We start from the raw sequence: 15403 nt of genomic DNA on the forward strand, positions 1-15403 counted from the left end.
GACGATGGAGGCTGCGCCTTCCCAGCGGGAGCGATCCTCGAGCTGGGTAGCAGCCGCCACCCTGCCGCCGAAGGGCAGCCCAGGCGACACTCGGCGTGCGGACAGCCCGGAGGACCGGACGCGGGCCCCAAGGCCTGTCGCACCGGCCGATCGGGGCGTCATCCCGGCGCCAACCCGGCCGCAGCAGGGCCGGGCTGGCGTCCGGTTCAGGCCGAAGCCAACGCCGCGGCTTCCGCCTCCGTCAGCGGCAGCAGCGGCGGGCGCAGGCGCATCCAGGCGGGGTTGCCGGTGCGCTGTGCCGTCATGGCTTTCAGCGAGGCCATCTGGGCGAAGCGCGAGGCCTTGGCGCGGGCGGCGACGACGCGCGCCTGCGCCGCATCCACCTCGGCGTTCTTCGCTTCGTCCAGCGCATGGCGGAACACGAAGGCGAGGTCCCGTGCCACAAGGTTGGAGGTGGCGGTGATGCAGCCGGCGCCACCCTTGCGGCGCAGCGGCAGCATGGCCGGGTCCGCGCCCGCCAGCACCGAGAAGCCGGGGAACTTCGCGACCATGGCTTCCATGTTGGCGAGGTCGCCCGAGGAATCCTTGATGCCGACGACGGTCTCGGGGAAGGCCTCGATCAGGCGCGCGATGACGGCGTGGCTGATCGGCACCGCCGACATCTGCGGGATGTGGTACAGCACCACGCGCAGGCGGCTGTCGCCGATCCGCTGCAGGATCTCGGAATAGGCGGCGAAGACGCCGTCATCCGAGACGCCCTTGTAGTAGAAGGGCGGCAGCATGACGACGGTGGTGACGCCGCAGGACAGCGCATGCTTCGTCAGCGCCACGGTCTCGGTGAAGGCGGCGACGCCGGTGCCGGGCAGCAGCGCGCCGGGCGCCACGCCGGCGGCGACGGTGGCTTCCAGCAGCGCCATGCGCTCCTCGGCGGAGAAGGAATTCGCCTCGCCGGTGGTGCCCAGCATGGCGATGCCGTCGCAGCCTTCCGCCAGCAGCCACTTGGCGTGCGCGGCGAACTCGGCATGGTCGGGCATCAGCTCGGCGGTCAACGGCGTCAGCGCGGCGCTGAACACGCCGGTCGGGCCCTTGAAGGTGGTCGGCAGCTCGGCGGTCATGCTCATGCGATGGTGTCCTTGACCCAGTCCTCGGTGACGGAGACGTATTTGATGGCCTGGCGATACACGGTGTAGGCGACATGCAGCCGCCCCTCCGGCCCCTGCACGACGCTGGGGTAGGAGAACTCGCGGTTCAGCCCCTCGCGCGAGTTGTTGGTCATGCAATAGCCGTCGCCGGTTTCCAGGTTGCGGCGGTGCGGCCAGGTGCGGCCGCCATCCTCGGAGATCGCCAGCGTCATCGGCGCGCGCGGCACGCCCCAGAAGGTGGTGCGGCGGCTGGTATCGATCGCGGCGACGACCTTGCCGTCATCGGTATCGTCCTCGATGTCATCGTAGAGCGACAGGCGGCGCTCGGTGGCATCCGCCGCACTGCTGTCGTTGAACACCATCGCCAGGTGGCCGTTGGCCAGGCGGGTGACCTGGATGGAGGAGTTGTTGTTGGGCAACTCGGTCGGTTCCGGCGCGCTCCAGCTGCGGCCGTCATCCTTCGAGCGGCTGACATAGACGTTGTCCGCCCAGCGGCTGCGGTAGAAGGCGGCCAGCGTGCCGTCGCGCAGATCCACGATGGACATGTGCACGCAGCCCAGGCTCTCCGGCACCGCCACTTCCGTCCAGCTCTTGCCCTGGTCGGAGGAGAGCATGACGGCGCTGGTGTCGTCGTCGCCCACCCACTTTTTGCCTGGCGTGCTCTGGCAGATCCACACCGGCAGCAGCCAGTCGCCGTTGTCCAGCACCACCACGGGCTGGCGCATGAAGGTACCGCCGCCGGGGCGCGGGCCGAACAGCGTCTCGACCGGGCCCCAGGAGCGGCCATTGTCGGTGGAGACGCGCTTGCGGACGATGGCGGTGTCCTGGTTGCCGGAATTCTGCGCGGTCCAGATCAGCCACAGCGTGCCGTCCGGCGCCGGGAACAGCAGCGGGTTCTGCTCGGACTTGGTCAGGTCGTCGGAGAGGCGCACCGGGGCGGACCAGCGGTCCCCCTCCAGCCGGGAGAAATAGGCGCAGATATCCGGCACACCTTCTTGCGTGCCGCCGAACCAGACGCAGCCCAGCGAGCCATCCGGCAGCGGCATCAGGTTGGCGGCGTGGCTCTGCACCGTCGCAGGCGGGATGAAGGCTTCCCGCCGCGCCGCATCGCCCGCCACCGGCCGCACATGGCCGACCTCGCCGAGGTCGAGCTTGCCGCTTTCCGTGGTCTTGATGGTCATGTTGGGAACCTTTCAGTACGCCGCTTCGTACATGGCCAGGATCTGCTCCCGGCTCAGGTCGCGCGGGTTGTTGTCCAGCAGGCGGCGGATGGCGTGCGCTTCGGTGGCCATCGCTTCCAGGTCATCCTTCGGCACGCCGAGGGCGGAGAGGCGCATCTCGATGCCAAGGCCGGCGCAGAAGCCGTGGGTGGCGTCCCGCACCGTCGCCTCGTCGGCCGAGGCGGGCAGGCCGAGCGCCTGCAGCACCAGCTCGGTCTTCTCCGCCATCACCGGCGCGTTGAAGGCCAGGGTGTAGGGAAAGATCAGTGCGCAGGCATGCCCGTGCGGGATGTGGTGGCGGGTGCCCAGCGGATAGGCCACCGCGTGGCCGGCGGTGGTGTTCACCGGGCCCAGGCAGAAGCCGCCATACATGGACGCCAGGGCTAGCCCGGCGCGGGCCTCCCGGTCATTGCCGTCCACGACGGCGCGCCGCAGGAAACGGCCGACGAGGCGGATGCCTTCCAGCGCATAGAGGTCCATCAGCGGATGGGACTTCTTGCTGGTGAAGGCCTCGACGCAATGGGCCATGGCGTCGACGCCGGTGGCCGCGGTCACGGCGGGCGGCACGGTCAGCGTCAGGTCGGGGTCGACGATGGCGATGTCGGCCAGCATGTGGCGGCTCTGCACCGCCGCCTTGTTCTGCGTCGCCGGGTCGGTGATGAGGGCGCGGGTGCCGCCCTCGCTGCCGGTGCCGGATGTGGTGGGCACCTGGAACAGCGCCACCTTGCGGCCATGCACCTTCTCCGGCCCCACGACATCGGCGAAGCTCTGGCCGCTGCCGGGCAGCACCGCCACCAGCTTGGCCAGGTCCATGGCGCTGCCGCCGCCGAAGCCGATCACGAGGTCCGGCTTCACCTGCTCCGCCAGCGCCAGCACCTTCTGCAGGTTCGGCAGGTCGGGCTCCGGCTTCACCTCACCGAACACCACGACGTCCCCGGGCAGGTCCAGCAGCCCCACCCGCGCGGCGTTGAAGGCGTCCGACACCACCAGGGTGCGGGACAGCCCGCGCGCCCGCGCCCAGCGCCCGGCAGCCGAGACCAGCCCGCCGCCGAATTCGATGATGGCGGGGCGGGCGATCTCGATGGGGATGGTGAAGTCTGTCATGGCGGGTTCCGTCAGCAGGGGTTCGGGGCGGTGGGGTTCAGGCGAGGCGGGGGCCTATCGCGCCCAGGGAGAGGCGGGTGGCCTCGGTCAACTCGGTCACCACCTGGCGCAGTCGCGGCAGGCCGGCGGCGACGAAGTCCTCCAGCGGCGCGCGGCTGGCATCGATGGTCAGGCTGACCCCGGCGAAGGGCTGGCCGCTGGCATCCAGGATGGGGGCGGCGACGGTGCGCAGCCCGTAGGCGTTCTCGCCATCCGACACGGCGAAGCCGCGCGCGCGCACCTCCGCCAGCCGCTCCAGCAGCGCATCGAGGTCGGTGATGGTGCGTTCGGAGAGCTTCACCCGCTCCTTCCGCTCCAGCTGCGCCACCTGTTCCTCGCGCGGCAGGAAGGCCAGCATGGCGTGGCCCAGCGCCGTGGCGTAGGCGCCGACGCGCGTGCCTGGGTGGCGCACCACCCCGTGCCGCTCGAGCCCCGCCTGGACGCGGGCGAGGTAGACGACCTCACCGGCTTCCACGGCGCCGAGGGAGGCCGCATCGCCGAATTCCGGCACCAGTTCCCGCAGCAGCGGCGCCGCGTGGTCCGGCATGCCGCGTGCGGCGAGGGCGGAGAAGCCCAGCTCCAGGCATTTCAGCGTCAGGCGGAAGCGGCGGCTGGCGGGCACGGCGCGCAGGTAGCCCAGCGCCTCCAGCGTGTGGATCAGGCGGAAGGCGGTGCCGCGGTCGGTGCCCGCACGCGCCGCCACCTCCGCCAGGGTCAGTTCCGGCAGGTCCGGGCCGAACGCCTTCAGCACCGCGAAGACCTTCGCGGCGGACTGGACGACGTTCTTCGGATTCTCGGCGGCCGGGCGCCCCTTGGCGGGGGCGGGCGCGGCCTCGGTGGTTACCACCTTTCCTTCCCTCATGTTCGGACTGCGAACTCTTGTTCGTTAATCAATACACTCATCCCGGCAAGGCCCTCTGTCAATCGTTCAACGCGGCGGCGCTTACAGGGAACTGCCGCCGCAGATGACGATATTCTGCCCGGTGATCGCCGCCGCGTCCTCCGACAGCAGGAAGGCGACAGTGGCCGCCACCTCCGCCGGGCGGATCAACCGGCCGATTGGCGGCAGCTTCGGCGCGGTGCTGGCGCGGGCGGGGTCGGCCAGCATCGGCGTGTCGGTCGCGGCGGGGGAGACGACGTTCACCGTGATGCCGCGCGGCGCCAGCTCGGCGGCCCAGGAACGCGCCAGGCCGGTCAGCGCCGCCTTGGTGGCCGCGTACTGGCTGCGGCCGGCCGCGCCCGTGGCGGTGCGGCTGCCCACCAGCACGATGCGGCCGCCGCGGCGCCCGGCACCGCCCATGCCGTGCAGCAGCCGGTCCGCCAGCAGGCTGCCGGCCTGCACATGCACCTGCCACATGCCGGCGCCGGTCGCGGCCTCCAGCTCGCCCAACGGCCTGGTGCCCATCAGCCCGGCGGCGTGGACGAAGGCATCCGCCACCAGCCCCTCGGCTGCGGCGAGGATGCTGGGCTCGGAGCGCAGGTCGGCCTCCCGGTGGGTGAAGGCGGGATGCGCGATGCCGCCGGCGCGGCGGCTGAGGCCGGTGACGTGCCAGCCATCCGCCAGCAGGCGGCGGGCGATGGCCTCGCCGATGCCGGAACTGGCGCCGGTGACCACGGCGTGGGGCGCGCCCTGGGGAATGGTGGCGTCGGGCATGCGTGTGTCCTTCAAGCGTGTGTCCTTCCCGGCCGCGGGATGATTGCGAAGACGTCATTGGCGCCCCCGATTCCTGGCGGTTGACGCTGCCAGGGCAGGACCGATAAAAGGTCTTGTACAAATTAGAACATAAGTTCGCAGTCCGAACCAGAAAGAAACCGTCTTCACCGGGGCGCTGTGGCTCTCCTTCTCCATCGTCGCGGTGGTGGGTTCGTCCTGCCCTTCTTCCAGAGCAACCGCAGCGCTACGCTTGGCCTCATCGCCACTGCCCTGCCGACCACGGCTTGGTACCTGCCCAACAACAAGTATGGCATCGACAACATGGACATCGCCGCTGTCACCCCCGCGCTGGTCCTGCTGCTGGAACGCCTGCTGAGCGGCGCGCGCCCGGCCGCCGCCACGCCGGTGGCGGAGCGCAGCTGAGGCGATGCCGCCCGCGACGTGGCTGATCCTGGCGGATGACCTGACGGGGGCGGCGGATTGCGCCATCGCCTTCGCCCGGCGCGGCCTGGAGGCCTCGGTCGGCTGGTACGCGGGGGCGGCGGGTGAAACCGCCGGTGCCGTGCTGGCGATCGACGCCGATAGCCGCCGCCTGCCGCCGGCGCAGGCCGCCGCCCGCCACGTCGCGCTGCTGCGGGCCCATCACCGCCCCGGTGCCGGGCTGATCAAGAAGATCGATTCCACCCTGCGCGGCCAGCCTGCCGCCGAGCTGGCGGCCACCCACCAGGCGCTGCGCGCCGCCGGCCAGCCGATGCTGGCCATCCTGGCCCCGGCCTTCCCCGCCACCGGCCGCACCACACGCGACGGCCGCGTGCGCATCGACGGCATGCCGCTGGAAGCCACGCCGCTCTGGGCGCGGGACCACACCTATGCCAGCGCCGACCTGGGCGAGATTCTGGCCCAGGCCGGCCTCGCCGCCCGCCTGCTGCCGCTGGACACGCTGCGCGCCGGGCATGCCGCCCTGGCCGCATCGTTGCGCGCCGCCCTGGCCGAAGGGTTGGACGCCGTGATCTGCGATGCCGAGGCGGTGGAGGACCTCGCCGCCCTGGCCCGTGCCAGCCTGGGCCTGGCCGGGCAGGTCTACTGGGCCGGCTCCGGCGGCATCGCCGCCGCCCTGGCCGCCGCCTTGCCGGACGCCACCGAAGCACCACGCGCCCCGACACTGCCGCCCGCGCGCGGCGGCGTGCTGGTCGTCGTTGGCAGCATCGCCGAGGCCTCCCGCGCCGCCGCTGCCCGGCTGGCGGCGGAGGACGCCGCCAGCCGCTTCAGCATCCCCGCCGCCACGCTGCGCGCAGGCCCCGCCGCACCGGACTGGGCCGCCCTTTCCACCGGCATCGCCGCCAGCATCGGCGGTGGGCGGGATACGTTGGTGGAGATCGCCGCCGACCCGGCGGCGGACCTCGCCCAGGGCGCCGCGCTGGCCGAGGGGCTGGCCGCGCTGCTACGCCCCGCCGCCGCCCGCATGGGTGGGCTGTTCGCCACCGGTGGCGAGACCGCCTGCGCGCTGCTGACCCAGCTCGGCGTCCACGGTATCCGCCTGCTGGAGGAGGTCGAGCCCGGCGTGCCGCTCGGCATCACCCAGGGCGCGCTGGAAGTGCCGGTGATGACCAAGGCCGGCGCCTTCGGCCATGATGCCACCATCCTCCGCAGTCTGGCCCGGCTGCGTGGCTTCCCCCGCGCGCCAGCCCCGGCGGTGAACCAATGACGCCGGCCCCGCTTCCCTTCCCCCGCGGCGCCCATGCCGCTGCGCCTGCCCGCCCGACTCCCGCCCTCTCTCCGGCCCGGAACCGCGACATGACCCAGACCCCCGACACCCGCCCGATCGTTGCCATCACCATGGGCGACGCCTCCGGCGTCGGCCCCGAGATCATCATGAAGGCCCTGGCGCGGCAGGACGTCTACGCCATGTGCCGCCCGCTGGTGGTGGGCGACGCCACCCGCCTGCGCGAGGCCGCCGCCATCACCGGCACCGGCCAGCAGGTCGCAGCCCTCGCCACCCCGGCGGAAGCCCGCTACGCGCCCGGCACGGTCGATTGCATCGACCTCGGCCTCATCCCGGCCGGGCACCCGTTCGGTAAGGTCATCCCGCTCTCAGGCGAAGGCGCCTACCGCTATATCGAACGCGCCACGCGCCTGGTGGAAGCCGGGGAGGCCGATGCCATCTGCACCGCCCCCCTCTCCAAGGAAGCGCTGCACGCCGCTGGGCATAAATACCCCGGCCATACCGAATTGCTGGCCCACCTGACCGGCACGCCGGAAGTCTCCATGATGCTGGTGGCGCCGAAGCTGCGCGTCATCCACGTCACCACCCATATCGGCCTGATGGACGCCATCCGCCGCATCGAGCCGGGTCTGGTCGAGCGCGTCATCGCCCGTGGCCGCGCCACGCTGGTGAAATCCGGCATCGCCGAGCCGCGCATCGGCGTCTGCGGCATCAACCCGCATGCCGGGGAGAACGGACTGTTCGGACAGGGTGAGGAAGAAGAAAAAATCATCCCCGCCGTGCAGGCCTGCCAGGCCAAGGGCTGGAAAGTCGATGGCCCGCTGCCCGCCGACACGCTGTTCTTCCGCGCCGCACGCGGGGATTTCGACCTGGTGGTGGCCATGTACCACGACCAGGGCCACGGCCCGGTGAAAGTGATGGGGCTGGAAGCCGGGGTGAACATCACCATCGGCCTGCCCGTGGTGCGCACATCGGTCGACCACGGCACGGCCTTCGACATCGCCGGCACCGGCATCGCCGATGAAGGCTCGCTGGTCGAAGCCCTGAAGCAGGCCGTCGACCTGGCCCCGAAGCGGAACGCCGTGGCGGCCTGACGGGCGCTTTGCCTTCGTGGGGCGGGGGAAGGAAGACCGGGGAAAGAATTCCCCGGGCCCCATCTTTTTTTCTGCGAGTTTGGCGTGGCGCTTCAGGATTGAGAGCAGGCGCTGCTTGATGATTTTAATAATGGGCCACGCGGGCTGAATCCTCAGTCGCCGGAGGTCCAAGACCTCCGGCGCACCCAGCCGCCCCTCAGGGCCACCCCTTCAACAGCCACAGCCGAAAAACTCGAAAAAAGAAAAGAAGGGGCCCGGGGAATTCTTTCCCCGGCCTCCCCTTCATCTTCCCCAACCACGCTTCACACAGCAGCCTGAAGCGGAGAACCGGCGGGAAAAATCCCAGCCGATTCCAGCACCTTCACGAACCCGGTGTGAAGAAGCGGTTTTCCGGCCGCGGTAGGCCGAGGTTTTCGCGCAGGGTGGTGCCGGCGTATTCGCGGCGGAAGATGCCGCGGCGTTGCAGTTCCGGCACCACCTTGTCCACGAAGTCTTCCAGCCCGGCGGGCAGGAAGGGGAACATGATGTTGAAGCCGTCGCTGGCGCGGGTGGTCAGCCATTCTTCCATGTGGTCGGCGATATCGGTGGCGGTGCCGACAAATTGCAGCCCGCCATAGCCGCCGAGTTTCTGCGCCAGCTGCCGAACGGTCAGGTTCTCCCGACGCGCGAGTTCGATGGCGCGTTCCCGCCCGCTCTTGCTGGCGTTGCTTTCGGGGATCTCGGGCAACGGGCCGTCCAGGTCGAAGCCGGAGGCATCGTGGCCGAGGGCGATGGAGAGGGCGGCGATGGCGCTCTGGTCGTGCACCAGGCTGTCCAGCAGCGCGCGCTTGTCCTGCGCTTCTTGCCGCGTGTCGCCGACGACGACGAAGGCGCCGGGCAGGATCTTCAGGTGGTCCGGGTTGCGGCCGAACTTCTCCATCCGGCCTTTGACGTCGGCGTAGAAGGCCTGGCCACTGGCCAGGGTGTTCTGCGCGCCAAAGATCACTTCGGCGGTCTCGGCCGCGATCTGCCGGCCATCCTCGGAGGAGCCGGCCTGCACGATGACGGGCCAACCCTGCACCGGGCGGGCGATGTTCAGCGGGCCGCGCACGGAGAAATGCGGTCCCTTGTGGTTCAGCACATGCAGCTTGGCGGGGTCGAGGAACAGGCCGGATTCCGCGTCGCGGACGAAGGCGTCATCCGCCCAGCTATCCCACAGGCCGGTGACGACGTCGTAGAACTCCCGCCCGCGGCGGTAGCGCTCGGCGTGGTCGACATGCTCCTCCAGCCCGAAATTCAGCGCGGCGTCGGGGTTGGAGGTGGTGACGAGGTTCCAGCCGGCCCGCCCGCCGCTGATATGGTCCAGCGAGGCGAATTTCCGCGCCAGATGGTAAGGCGCCTCGAAGGTGGTGGAGGCGGTGGCGATCAGCCCCAGATGCTCCGTGACCCCGGCGAGCGCCGAGAGCAGCGTCAGCGGCTCGAACGACGTGGGCGTGTGGCTGCGCTTCAGCGCGTCGATCGGCATGTTCAGCACGGCCAAGTGGTCGGCCATGAAGAAGGCGTCGAAGCGCCCCTGCTCCAGCCGCTGGGCAAGGTACTTCAGGCGGGGCAAATTGAAGTTGGTGTCCGGCCAGGCACCGGGGTAGCGCCAGCCGGCGGTGTGGATGGTGGTGGGGCGCATGAAGGCGCCCAGATGCAGTTGGCGGGTCTGACCCATCGGGGGTGTCCCTGTACAGGAATGGGGCCGTCAGCCGGTCTGCCCGGCGCGGCCGTCCCGGCGATTGAACACCCGTCTGGCGGAGAATACCACGGGTTCGCCGCGCGCTGCGCGCAGATCAACCATGAAGTTCCGTGAATTTTTGGCGGTTTGAGGGAAGGCCGGGGAAGGAATTCCCCGGACCCCTTCTTTTCTTTCTGCGCGTTTAGCGTCGTGCCTCAGGACTGAGAGCGGGCTCTGCTTGAGGATTTAAATATGAGGCCACGCGGGCTGAATCCTTAGTCGCCGGAGGTCCAAGACCTCCGGCACCCAGCCGTCTCTTAGGCCACTCCTTCAACAACCGCTCCGGCAGAAACTCGAAAAAGAAAAAAAGGGGCCCGGGGAATTCCTTCCCCGGCCTTCCTCCTACCCCGGCCAAACTGCGGACGGCTCAAGAAGAAAGGCCATCCCCCACCTTTCCAGGTCCCATCCGCGGCAATGGTGGGTTGCGGCCGGCTGGAAGATGCCCTGTCATGGCCCGAACCAACCCGACCCCCGGTGTGATGCCGTGGTGGAGGGGAGCGAGGAGAGTTTCAAGTATGGCCATTACAGGCGAGATGCTGATTGGTGCCAGTGCGGTGCGCGGCACGGAAGGCGACATCTACGGCATCAACCCCGCGACCGGGGAGAAGCTGCAGCCGGCCTTCGGCGGTGGCGGCGCGGCCGAGGTGGAGCGTGCCTGCGCCCTGGCGGCCGCGGCGTTCGACACCTTCCGCCAGACCGCGCCCGAGCAGCGCGCGGCGTTCCTGGAAGCGGCCGCGCAGGCCATCCTGGACCTTGGCGATGAGCTGATCGAGCGTGCGGTGGCCGAGAGCGGCCTGCCGCGCGGCCGGATCGAGGGTGAGCGTGGCCGAACCGTCGGTCAGTTGCGCATGTTCGCCGGCGTGGTGCGGGAAGGCGGCTGGGTCGATGCGCGGATCGACCCCGCGCAGCCGGACCGCAAGCCGTTGGCGCGGTCCGACATCCGCCAGCGCCACATTGCCGTGGGCCCGGTGGCGGTGTTCGGCGCCAGCAACTTCCCGCTGGCTTTCTCCGTCGGCGGTGGTGACACGGCCTCGGCCCTGGCCGCCGGCTGCCCGGTGGTGGTGAAGGGCCATTCGGCGCATCCCGGCACGTCCGAGCTGGTGGGCCGGGCGATCCAGTCCGCCGTCAAGGCGAGTGGGCTGCCGGAAGGGGTGTTCAGCCTGCTGATGGGCTCGGGCGCCAAGGTGGGCGCCGCGCTGGTGGCCGATCCGCGCATCCAGGCCGTGGGCTTCACCGGGTCCTTCTCCGGCGGCACGGCGCTGCTGAAGATCGCGCAGAGCCGCCCGCACCCCATCCCGGTCTATGCCGAGATGAGCAGCATCAACCCGGTGTTCCTGCTGCCGGGCGCCATGGCCAAGCGGGCGGACGGCATCGGCAAGGGCTTCGTCGGCTCGCTCACCATGGGCGCCGGGCAGTTCTGCACCAATCCCGGCCTGGTGCTGGGCGTTGAAGGCAAGGAGCTGGACGCCTTCATCGCATCGGCCAGCGAGGCGCTGAAGGGCAGCGCGGCGCAGACCATGCTGACCCCCGGCATCTTCAAGGCCTATGAGGAGGGCGTCTCCCGCCTCTCCACCAACAACCGGGTGGAGACGGTGGTGGAAGGGCTGACCGGCGCCGGGCCGAACCAGGGCCGCGCCGCGCTGTTCAGCACCACTGCCGAGCATTTCGCCGCCGACCTGGCCTTGCAGGAGGAGGTGTTCGGTTCCGCCTCCCTCATCATCCGCTGCCCGGACCTGGAGACGATGCTGGGCCTGGCCGAGAAGCTGGAAGGCCAGTTGACCGCGACCATCCAGATGGAGCCCGAGGACCTGGAGCTGGCCCGCCGGCTGGTGCCGGTGCTGGAGCGCAAGGTGGGCCGCATCCTGGTCAACGGCTACCCCACCGGGGTCGAGGTCGGGCACGCCATGGTGCATGGCGGCCCGTGGCCTTCCACGTCGGACGGGCGCACCACCTCGGTCGGTTCGCTGGCCATCCGGCGCTTCCTGCGCCCGGTGGCGTACCAGGACTTCCCGGACGCGCTGCTGCCGGAAGCGCTGCGGAACGGCAATCCGCAGGGCCTGTGGCGCCGCACGGACGGCCAGCTCGGCCGCGACTGAACCGCGGGCAGCCGGGCCGGTCCCGGCTGCCGCGATCCTGGCCAGGGGCACGCAGCCCCTGGCCAGCCACATTCGGCCCCGGATGACATCTCCGTGGGGCGAAAGGCTCCGTTAACCCGGTGCGTCGCAGGATCATGCTCACCCCATTTTTGAGCATGTCCCACCCATGGTCGATGTCTCCGCCACCGCCCACCGCAACCGCCTGCAGGCCTTCGGTCTGGATGAACAGCAGCTTGCCCTGCTGCGGCAGCAGGCCGAGCCGGTGCGGCAGCAGATGCCGGCCCTGCTGGCGAAGCTGCAGCACGCCTTCCTGCCCTGGCCGGAAATCCATGCTGCCCTGGCCGATCCCAAGGTGCATGAGCCGCGCCTGGCGCACTGGACGCGCGTGGCCTCCGGCGATCTTGGGCCGGGCTTCTACGAATCCGCGCAGCGTCTGGCCCAGGCGCTGTATGAGCGCCACGTCCCCGCCTATGCCGTGACCATCTGCCATGCGACCGTGGCCGAGGGCCTGCAGCGCCTGCTGGCCGATGCCAAGGGCAGCGGCCTGCTGCCGCGCCTGATGGGGCGTGGCGCGGATGCGCCCGGGGCGCCCTCGCTGCCCCGCGCCGTCAACAGCGCCGCCTGGATGGACCTGGAAGTGCTGCTGGAGACCTATGCGGAGGCCGAGCAGGCCGGCAAGCGCGCCCTGCTGGAGAGCTTCGCCACCCAGTTCGAGCGCAGCATCCAGAGCGTGACCGAAGGCGTCAGCCAGTCCACCGGACAGTTGGACCACGCGGTGCGCGCCATGTCCGTCGCCGCCGACCGCTCCAGCGCCGATGCGGCGACCGCCGCCTCGGCGGCAGGCGAGGCCAATGGCAGCGTGCAGACCGTGGCCGCCGCGGCCGAGGAACTGGCGGCCTCGATCGGCGAGATCAGCCGGCAGGTCAGCCAGTCCACCAGCATCGCCGAGCGGGCGGTGGACAGCGCCCGCCGCACCGATGCCGTGGTGCAGGCGCTGGCCGAGGCCGCCGGGCGGATCGGCGACGTGGTCATGCTGATCAGCAATATCGCCGGGCAGACCAACCTCCTCGCCCTCAATGCGACGATCGAGGCCGCGCGCGCCGGCGAAAGCGGCAAGGGCTTCGCCGTGGTGGCCAGCGAGGTGAAGGGGCTGGCCAGCCAGACCGCCAAGGCGACCGACGACATCCGCGAACAGATCAGCCAGATGCAGGCGGTGACGCAGAAGGCCGTGGCGGCCATCCAGGATATCGGCGCCACGGTGGGGGAGATGGGCGGCATCGCCACCGCCATCGCCGCCGCGGTGGAAGAACAGGGCAGCGCCACGGCCGAGATCGCCCGCAGCGTGCAGAAGGCGGCCGACGGCAACCAGACCGTCAGCGCCCTGATGGACGGGCTGAAGGGCTCGGCCGAAGCCAGCCATGGCGTGGCGCGGGAAGTCGGGCAGGCCACGCGCAGCCTGGGCGGCCAGATCCAGCAACTGGACCAGGCCGTGGGCGGCTTCTTGAAGCAGGTCCGCGCGGCTTAGGGTCCTGGGGGGGCTCCTTGGCTGGCTCTGGGGTGCCGAATGAGGAAGGAAGAGAGGCTGGGGAATGAATTCCCCAGACCCCTTCTTTTCTTTCTGCGAATTTGGGACAGCGCTGCAGGACTGAGAGCGGACGCTGCTTGATGATCTTAAATATGGACCACGCGGGCTGAACCGTCAGTCGCCGAAGGTCTAGGACCTCCGGCGCACCCAGCCGTTTCTCAGGCCCACCCCAACAACAGCCACACCCGCAAAAACTCGAAGAAGGAAAAGAAGGGGCCCGGGGAATTCCTTCCCCGGCCTTGCTTCACCCCTGCACGAACCTCGACAGAACCGGACCGGCGCGCCGTCCGACCGTCAGCGCCCGCGGAGGAATTCCGCGAAGGCTTGCAGGGTTGTGTCGCTGACGTGGTGTTCCAGCCCTTCGGCGTCGCTTTCCGCCACGTCGTGCGGGACGCCGACGGCTTTCAGCAGGTCCACCACCACGCGGTGCCGGGCGCGGACTTTCTCGGCCAGGGTGTGGCCTTCCGGGGTCAGGAACACGCCGCGATAGGGTCGGGAATGTGCCAGCCCCAGCGCCTTGAGCCGGGCGATGCTTTTGATGGCGGTGGCGTGGGCCACGCCCATGCGGCGGGCGAGGTCGGTGGGGCGGGCTTCGCCGTCTTCCCGCAGCAGGTCGTCGATCAGCTCGACATAGTCCTCCAGCACGGCGGAGGCACGGCCGGCGCGCGCGGAGGCGTGCCGCGCGGCCTGCGCGCCTTCCTCCGTCGTATCCATCTCGGGCGGCTCGGCTGGCAGGCTGCTGGGCCCGCCCGCGGCCTGCTTCAGGTCTCGCTGGGTCATAGGGGGCGCAAAATGCCGCAGGGGGGAAGGTGTTGCAACAACGCGAAAAGTGCAACTTTCGCTCTTGAATGTAGCTTAGGCTACATGCTCAATACCAAGCACGAGTTCGATGCGCAGCCCACAGGAGTGACCTGAATGCACACCCGGCCACCCGCGAAGCCCTGGAGCCGTGCCCTCTGGGCCCGCCGTGCCGTTGCCTTGTCCCTCGCAGGCACCTTGTTGGGGGCGGTGCTGCTGCCGGGCGCGGCCTGGGCCCAGGCCGGGGCGCGGGAGGGCAAGCTGCGGGTGGTCACCACCTTCACCATCCTGCAGGACATGGCCCGCAACGTGGCCGGCGATGCCGCGGTGGTGGAATCCATCACTCGCCCGGGGGCTGAGATCCATGACTACGAGCCGACGCCGCAGGACGTGGTGCGCGCCCAGCAGGCCGACCTGGTGCTGTGGAACGGCATGGGGCTGGAACGGTGGTTCGAGCGCTTCTTCCAGCGGGTGCGGGACGTACCCTCCGCCGTACTGACTGATGGCATCGCGCCGGTGGCGATCACCGAGGGGCCGTATCGCGGCCGGCCCAACCCGCATGCCTGGATGTCCCCGGCCAATGCGCTGGTCTATGTCGAGAACATCCGCAAGGCGCTGGTCGCCGCCGATGCCGCCAATGCGGAGACCTACAACGCCAATGCCGCCCGCTATACCGAACGCCTGCGCGCCCTGGATGCACCGATCCGCGAGCGCCTGGCCGCGATCCCCGAAGCGCAGCGCTGGCTGGTCAGCTGCGAGGGCGCCTTCTCCTACCTGACGCAGAATTACGGCCTGCGGGAACTGTATCTCTGGCCGATCAACGCGGAGGAGGAAGGCACCCCGCGGCAGGTCCGCAAGGTGGTGGACACGGTCCGCCAGCACCGCATCCCGGCCCTGTTCTGTGAGAGCACGGTGAGCGACCGCGCCATGAAGCAGGTGGCGCGGGAGGCGAATTCGCGCTTCGCCGGCGTGCTGCATGTGGACAGCCTGACCGAAGCCGGTGGCGACGCGCCCACTTTCCTGGACCTGTTGGACTTCAATGCCCGCGCCCTCCTGGCCGGCCTGCAGGGAACCCGCTGAGATGGACGCGCAGCCCGCCGCCTTCGAACCAGCCGGGGCCGGCCGCCAGGCAGCGCCCCGGCCCACCGGCTGGCTGGCCCGCTGGGCCGGTGGCCGCGCCGCTGCCGCC

General features: G+C 70.3%; 13 protein-coding genes. 6 read left to right on the plus strand and 7 right to left on the minus strand.

Annotated elements, in window-relative coordinates:
- Positions 1–206 precede the first annotated feature (206 nt).
- The 5 genes from IBL26_RS05745 to IBL26_RS05765 form a co-directional block, all read right to left on the minus strand.
- The gene (locus IBL26_RS05745) at positions 207–1121 is read right to left on the minus strand and encodes a dihydrodipicolinate synthase family protein (protein WP_206684148.1); all 915 of its coding nucleotides are present in this window, start codon (positions 1119–1121) and stop codon (positions 207–209) included.
- Positions 1118–2323 (minus strand): sialidase family protein, encoded by a 1206-nt coding sequence (locus IBL26_RS05750; RefSeq protein ID WP_187783500.1) that lies wholly within the window; start codon positions 2321–2323, stop codon positions 1118–1120. The genes IBL26_RS05745 and IBL26_RS05750 overlap by 4 nt, the downstream gene beginning before the upstream one ends.
- A 12-nt stretch (positions 2324–2335) precedes the next feature.
- Positions 2336–3466, minus strand: coding sequence for an iron-containing alcohol dehydrogenase (locus IBL26_RS05755; RefSeq protein ID WP_187783501.1), 1131 nt, complete (start codon positions 3464–3466; stop codon positions 2336–2338).
- 37 nt (positions 3467–3503) lie between these two features.
- Positions 3504–4352: an IclR family transcriptional regulator gene (locus IBL26_RS05760; protein ID WP_367615377.1), complete on the minus strand. Its 849-nt coding sequence runs from the start codon at positions 4350–4352 to the stop codon at positions 3504–3506.
- A gap of 96 nt (positions 4353–4448) precedes the next feature.
- Positions 4449–5159 carry an SDR family NAD(P)-dependent oxidoreductase gene (locus tag IBL26_RS05765; protein WP_187783503.1) on the minus strand — a complete coding sequence of 237 codons (711 nt, stop codon included), beginning with the start codon at positions 5157–5159 and terminating at the stop codon, positions 4449–4451.
- A gap of 177 nt (positions 5160–5336) precedes the next feature.
- On the opposite strand from IBL26_RS05765, the gene IBL26_RS05770 reads away from it, so the two are divergent.
- The 3 genes from IBL26_RS05770 (at position 5337) to pdxA (ending at position 7976) form a co-directional block, all read left to right on the plus strand.
- The gene (locus tag IBL26_RS05770) at positions 5337–5582 is read left to right on the plus strand and encodes a hypothetical protein (RefSeq protein WP_187783504.1); all 246 of its coding nucleotides are present in this window, start codon (positions 5337–5339) and stop codon (positions 5580–5582) included.
- Positions 5583–5586: 4 nt separating this feature from the next.
- Entirely contained in the window at positions 5587–6864 is a 1278-nt protein-coding gene (locus IBL26_RS05775; protein WP_187783505.1) for a four-carbon acid sugar kinase family protein, read from the plus strand.
- Between the two features lie 89 nt (positions 6865–6953).
- Positions 6954–7976, plus strand: coding sequence for a 4-hydroxythreonine-4-phosphate dehydrogenase PdxA (pdxA, locus tag IBL26_RS05780; protein WP_187783506.1), 1023 nt, complete (start codon positions 6954–6956; stop codon positions 7974–7976).
- Between the two features lie 361 nt (positions 7977–8337).
- Here the strand turns inward: pdxA and IBL26_RS05785 are convergent, their stop codons facing one another.
- A complete protein-coding gene (locus IBL26_RS05785) occupies positions 8338–9672 on the minus strand; it encodes an LLM class flavin-dependent oxidoreductase (RefSeq protein WP_187783507.1) in 1335 nt (444 codons plus the stop codon).
- Positions 9673–10250: 578 nt separating this feature from the next.
- Here IBL26_RS05785 and IBL26_RS05790 point away from each other — a divergent pair.
- Together IBL26_RS05790 and IBL26_RS05795 are read left to right on the plus strand one after the other, a co-directional pair.
- Positions 10251–11831, plus strand: coding sequence for an aldehyde dehydrogenase (NADP(+)) (locus tag IBL26_RS05790; RefSeq protein WP_187783508.1), 1581 nt, complete (start codon positions 10251–10253; stop codon positions 11829–11831).
- Between the two features lie 166 nt (positions 11832–11997).
- The gene (locus tag IBL26_RS05795) at positions 11998–13356 is read left to right on the plus strand and encodes a globin-coupled sensor protein (RefSeq protein ID WP_187783509.1); all 1359 of its coding nucleotides are present in this window, start codon (positions 11998–12000) and stop codon (positions 13354–13356) included.
- Positions 13357–13710: 354 nt separating this feature from the next.
- Here IBL26_RS05795 and mntR read toward each other — a convergent pair whose 3' ends face one another.
- Positions 13711–14196, minus strand: coding sequence for a manganese-binding transcriptional regulator MntR (gene mntR, locus IBL26_RS05800; protein WP_187783510.1), 486 nt, complete (start codon positions 14194–14196; stop codon positions 13711–13713).
- A gap of 135 nt (positions 14197–14331) precedes the next feature.
- Here mntR and IBL26_RS05805 point away from each other — a divergent pair, with 135 nt between their 5' ends.
- Positions 14332–15294, plus strand: a complete 963-nt coding sequence (locus IBL26_RS05805) for a metal ABC transporter substrate-binding protein (protein WP_241749050.1) — start codon at positions 14332–14334, stop codon at positions 15292–15294.
- The last annotated feature ends 109 nt before the right edge of the window (positions 15295–15403 follow it).

The sequence above is a fragment of the Teichococcus aerophilus genome (assembly GCF_014490485.1).
GTDB lineage: Bacteria > Pseudomonadota > Alphaproteobacteria > Acetobacterales > Acetobacteraceae > Pseudoroseomonas > Pseudoroseomonas aerophila.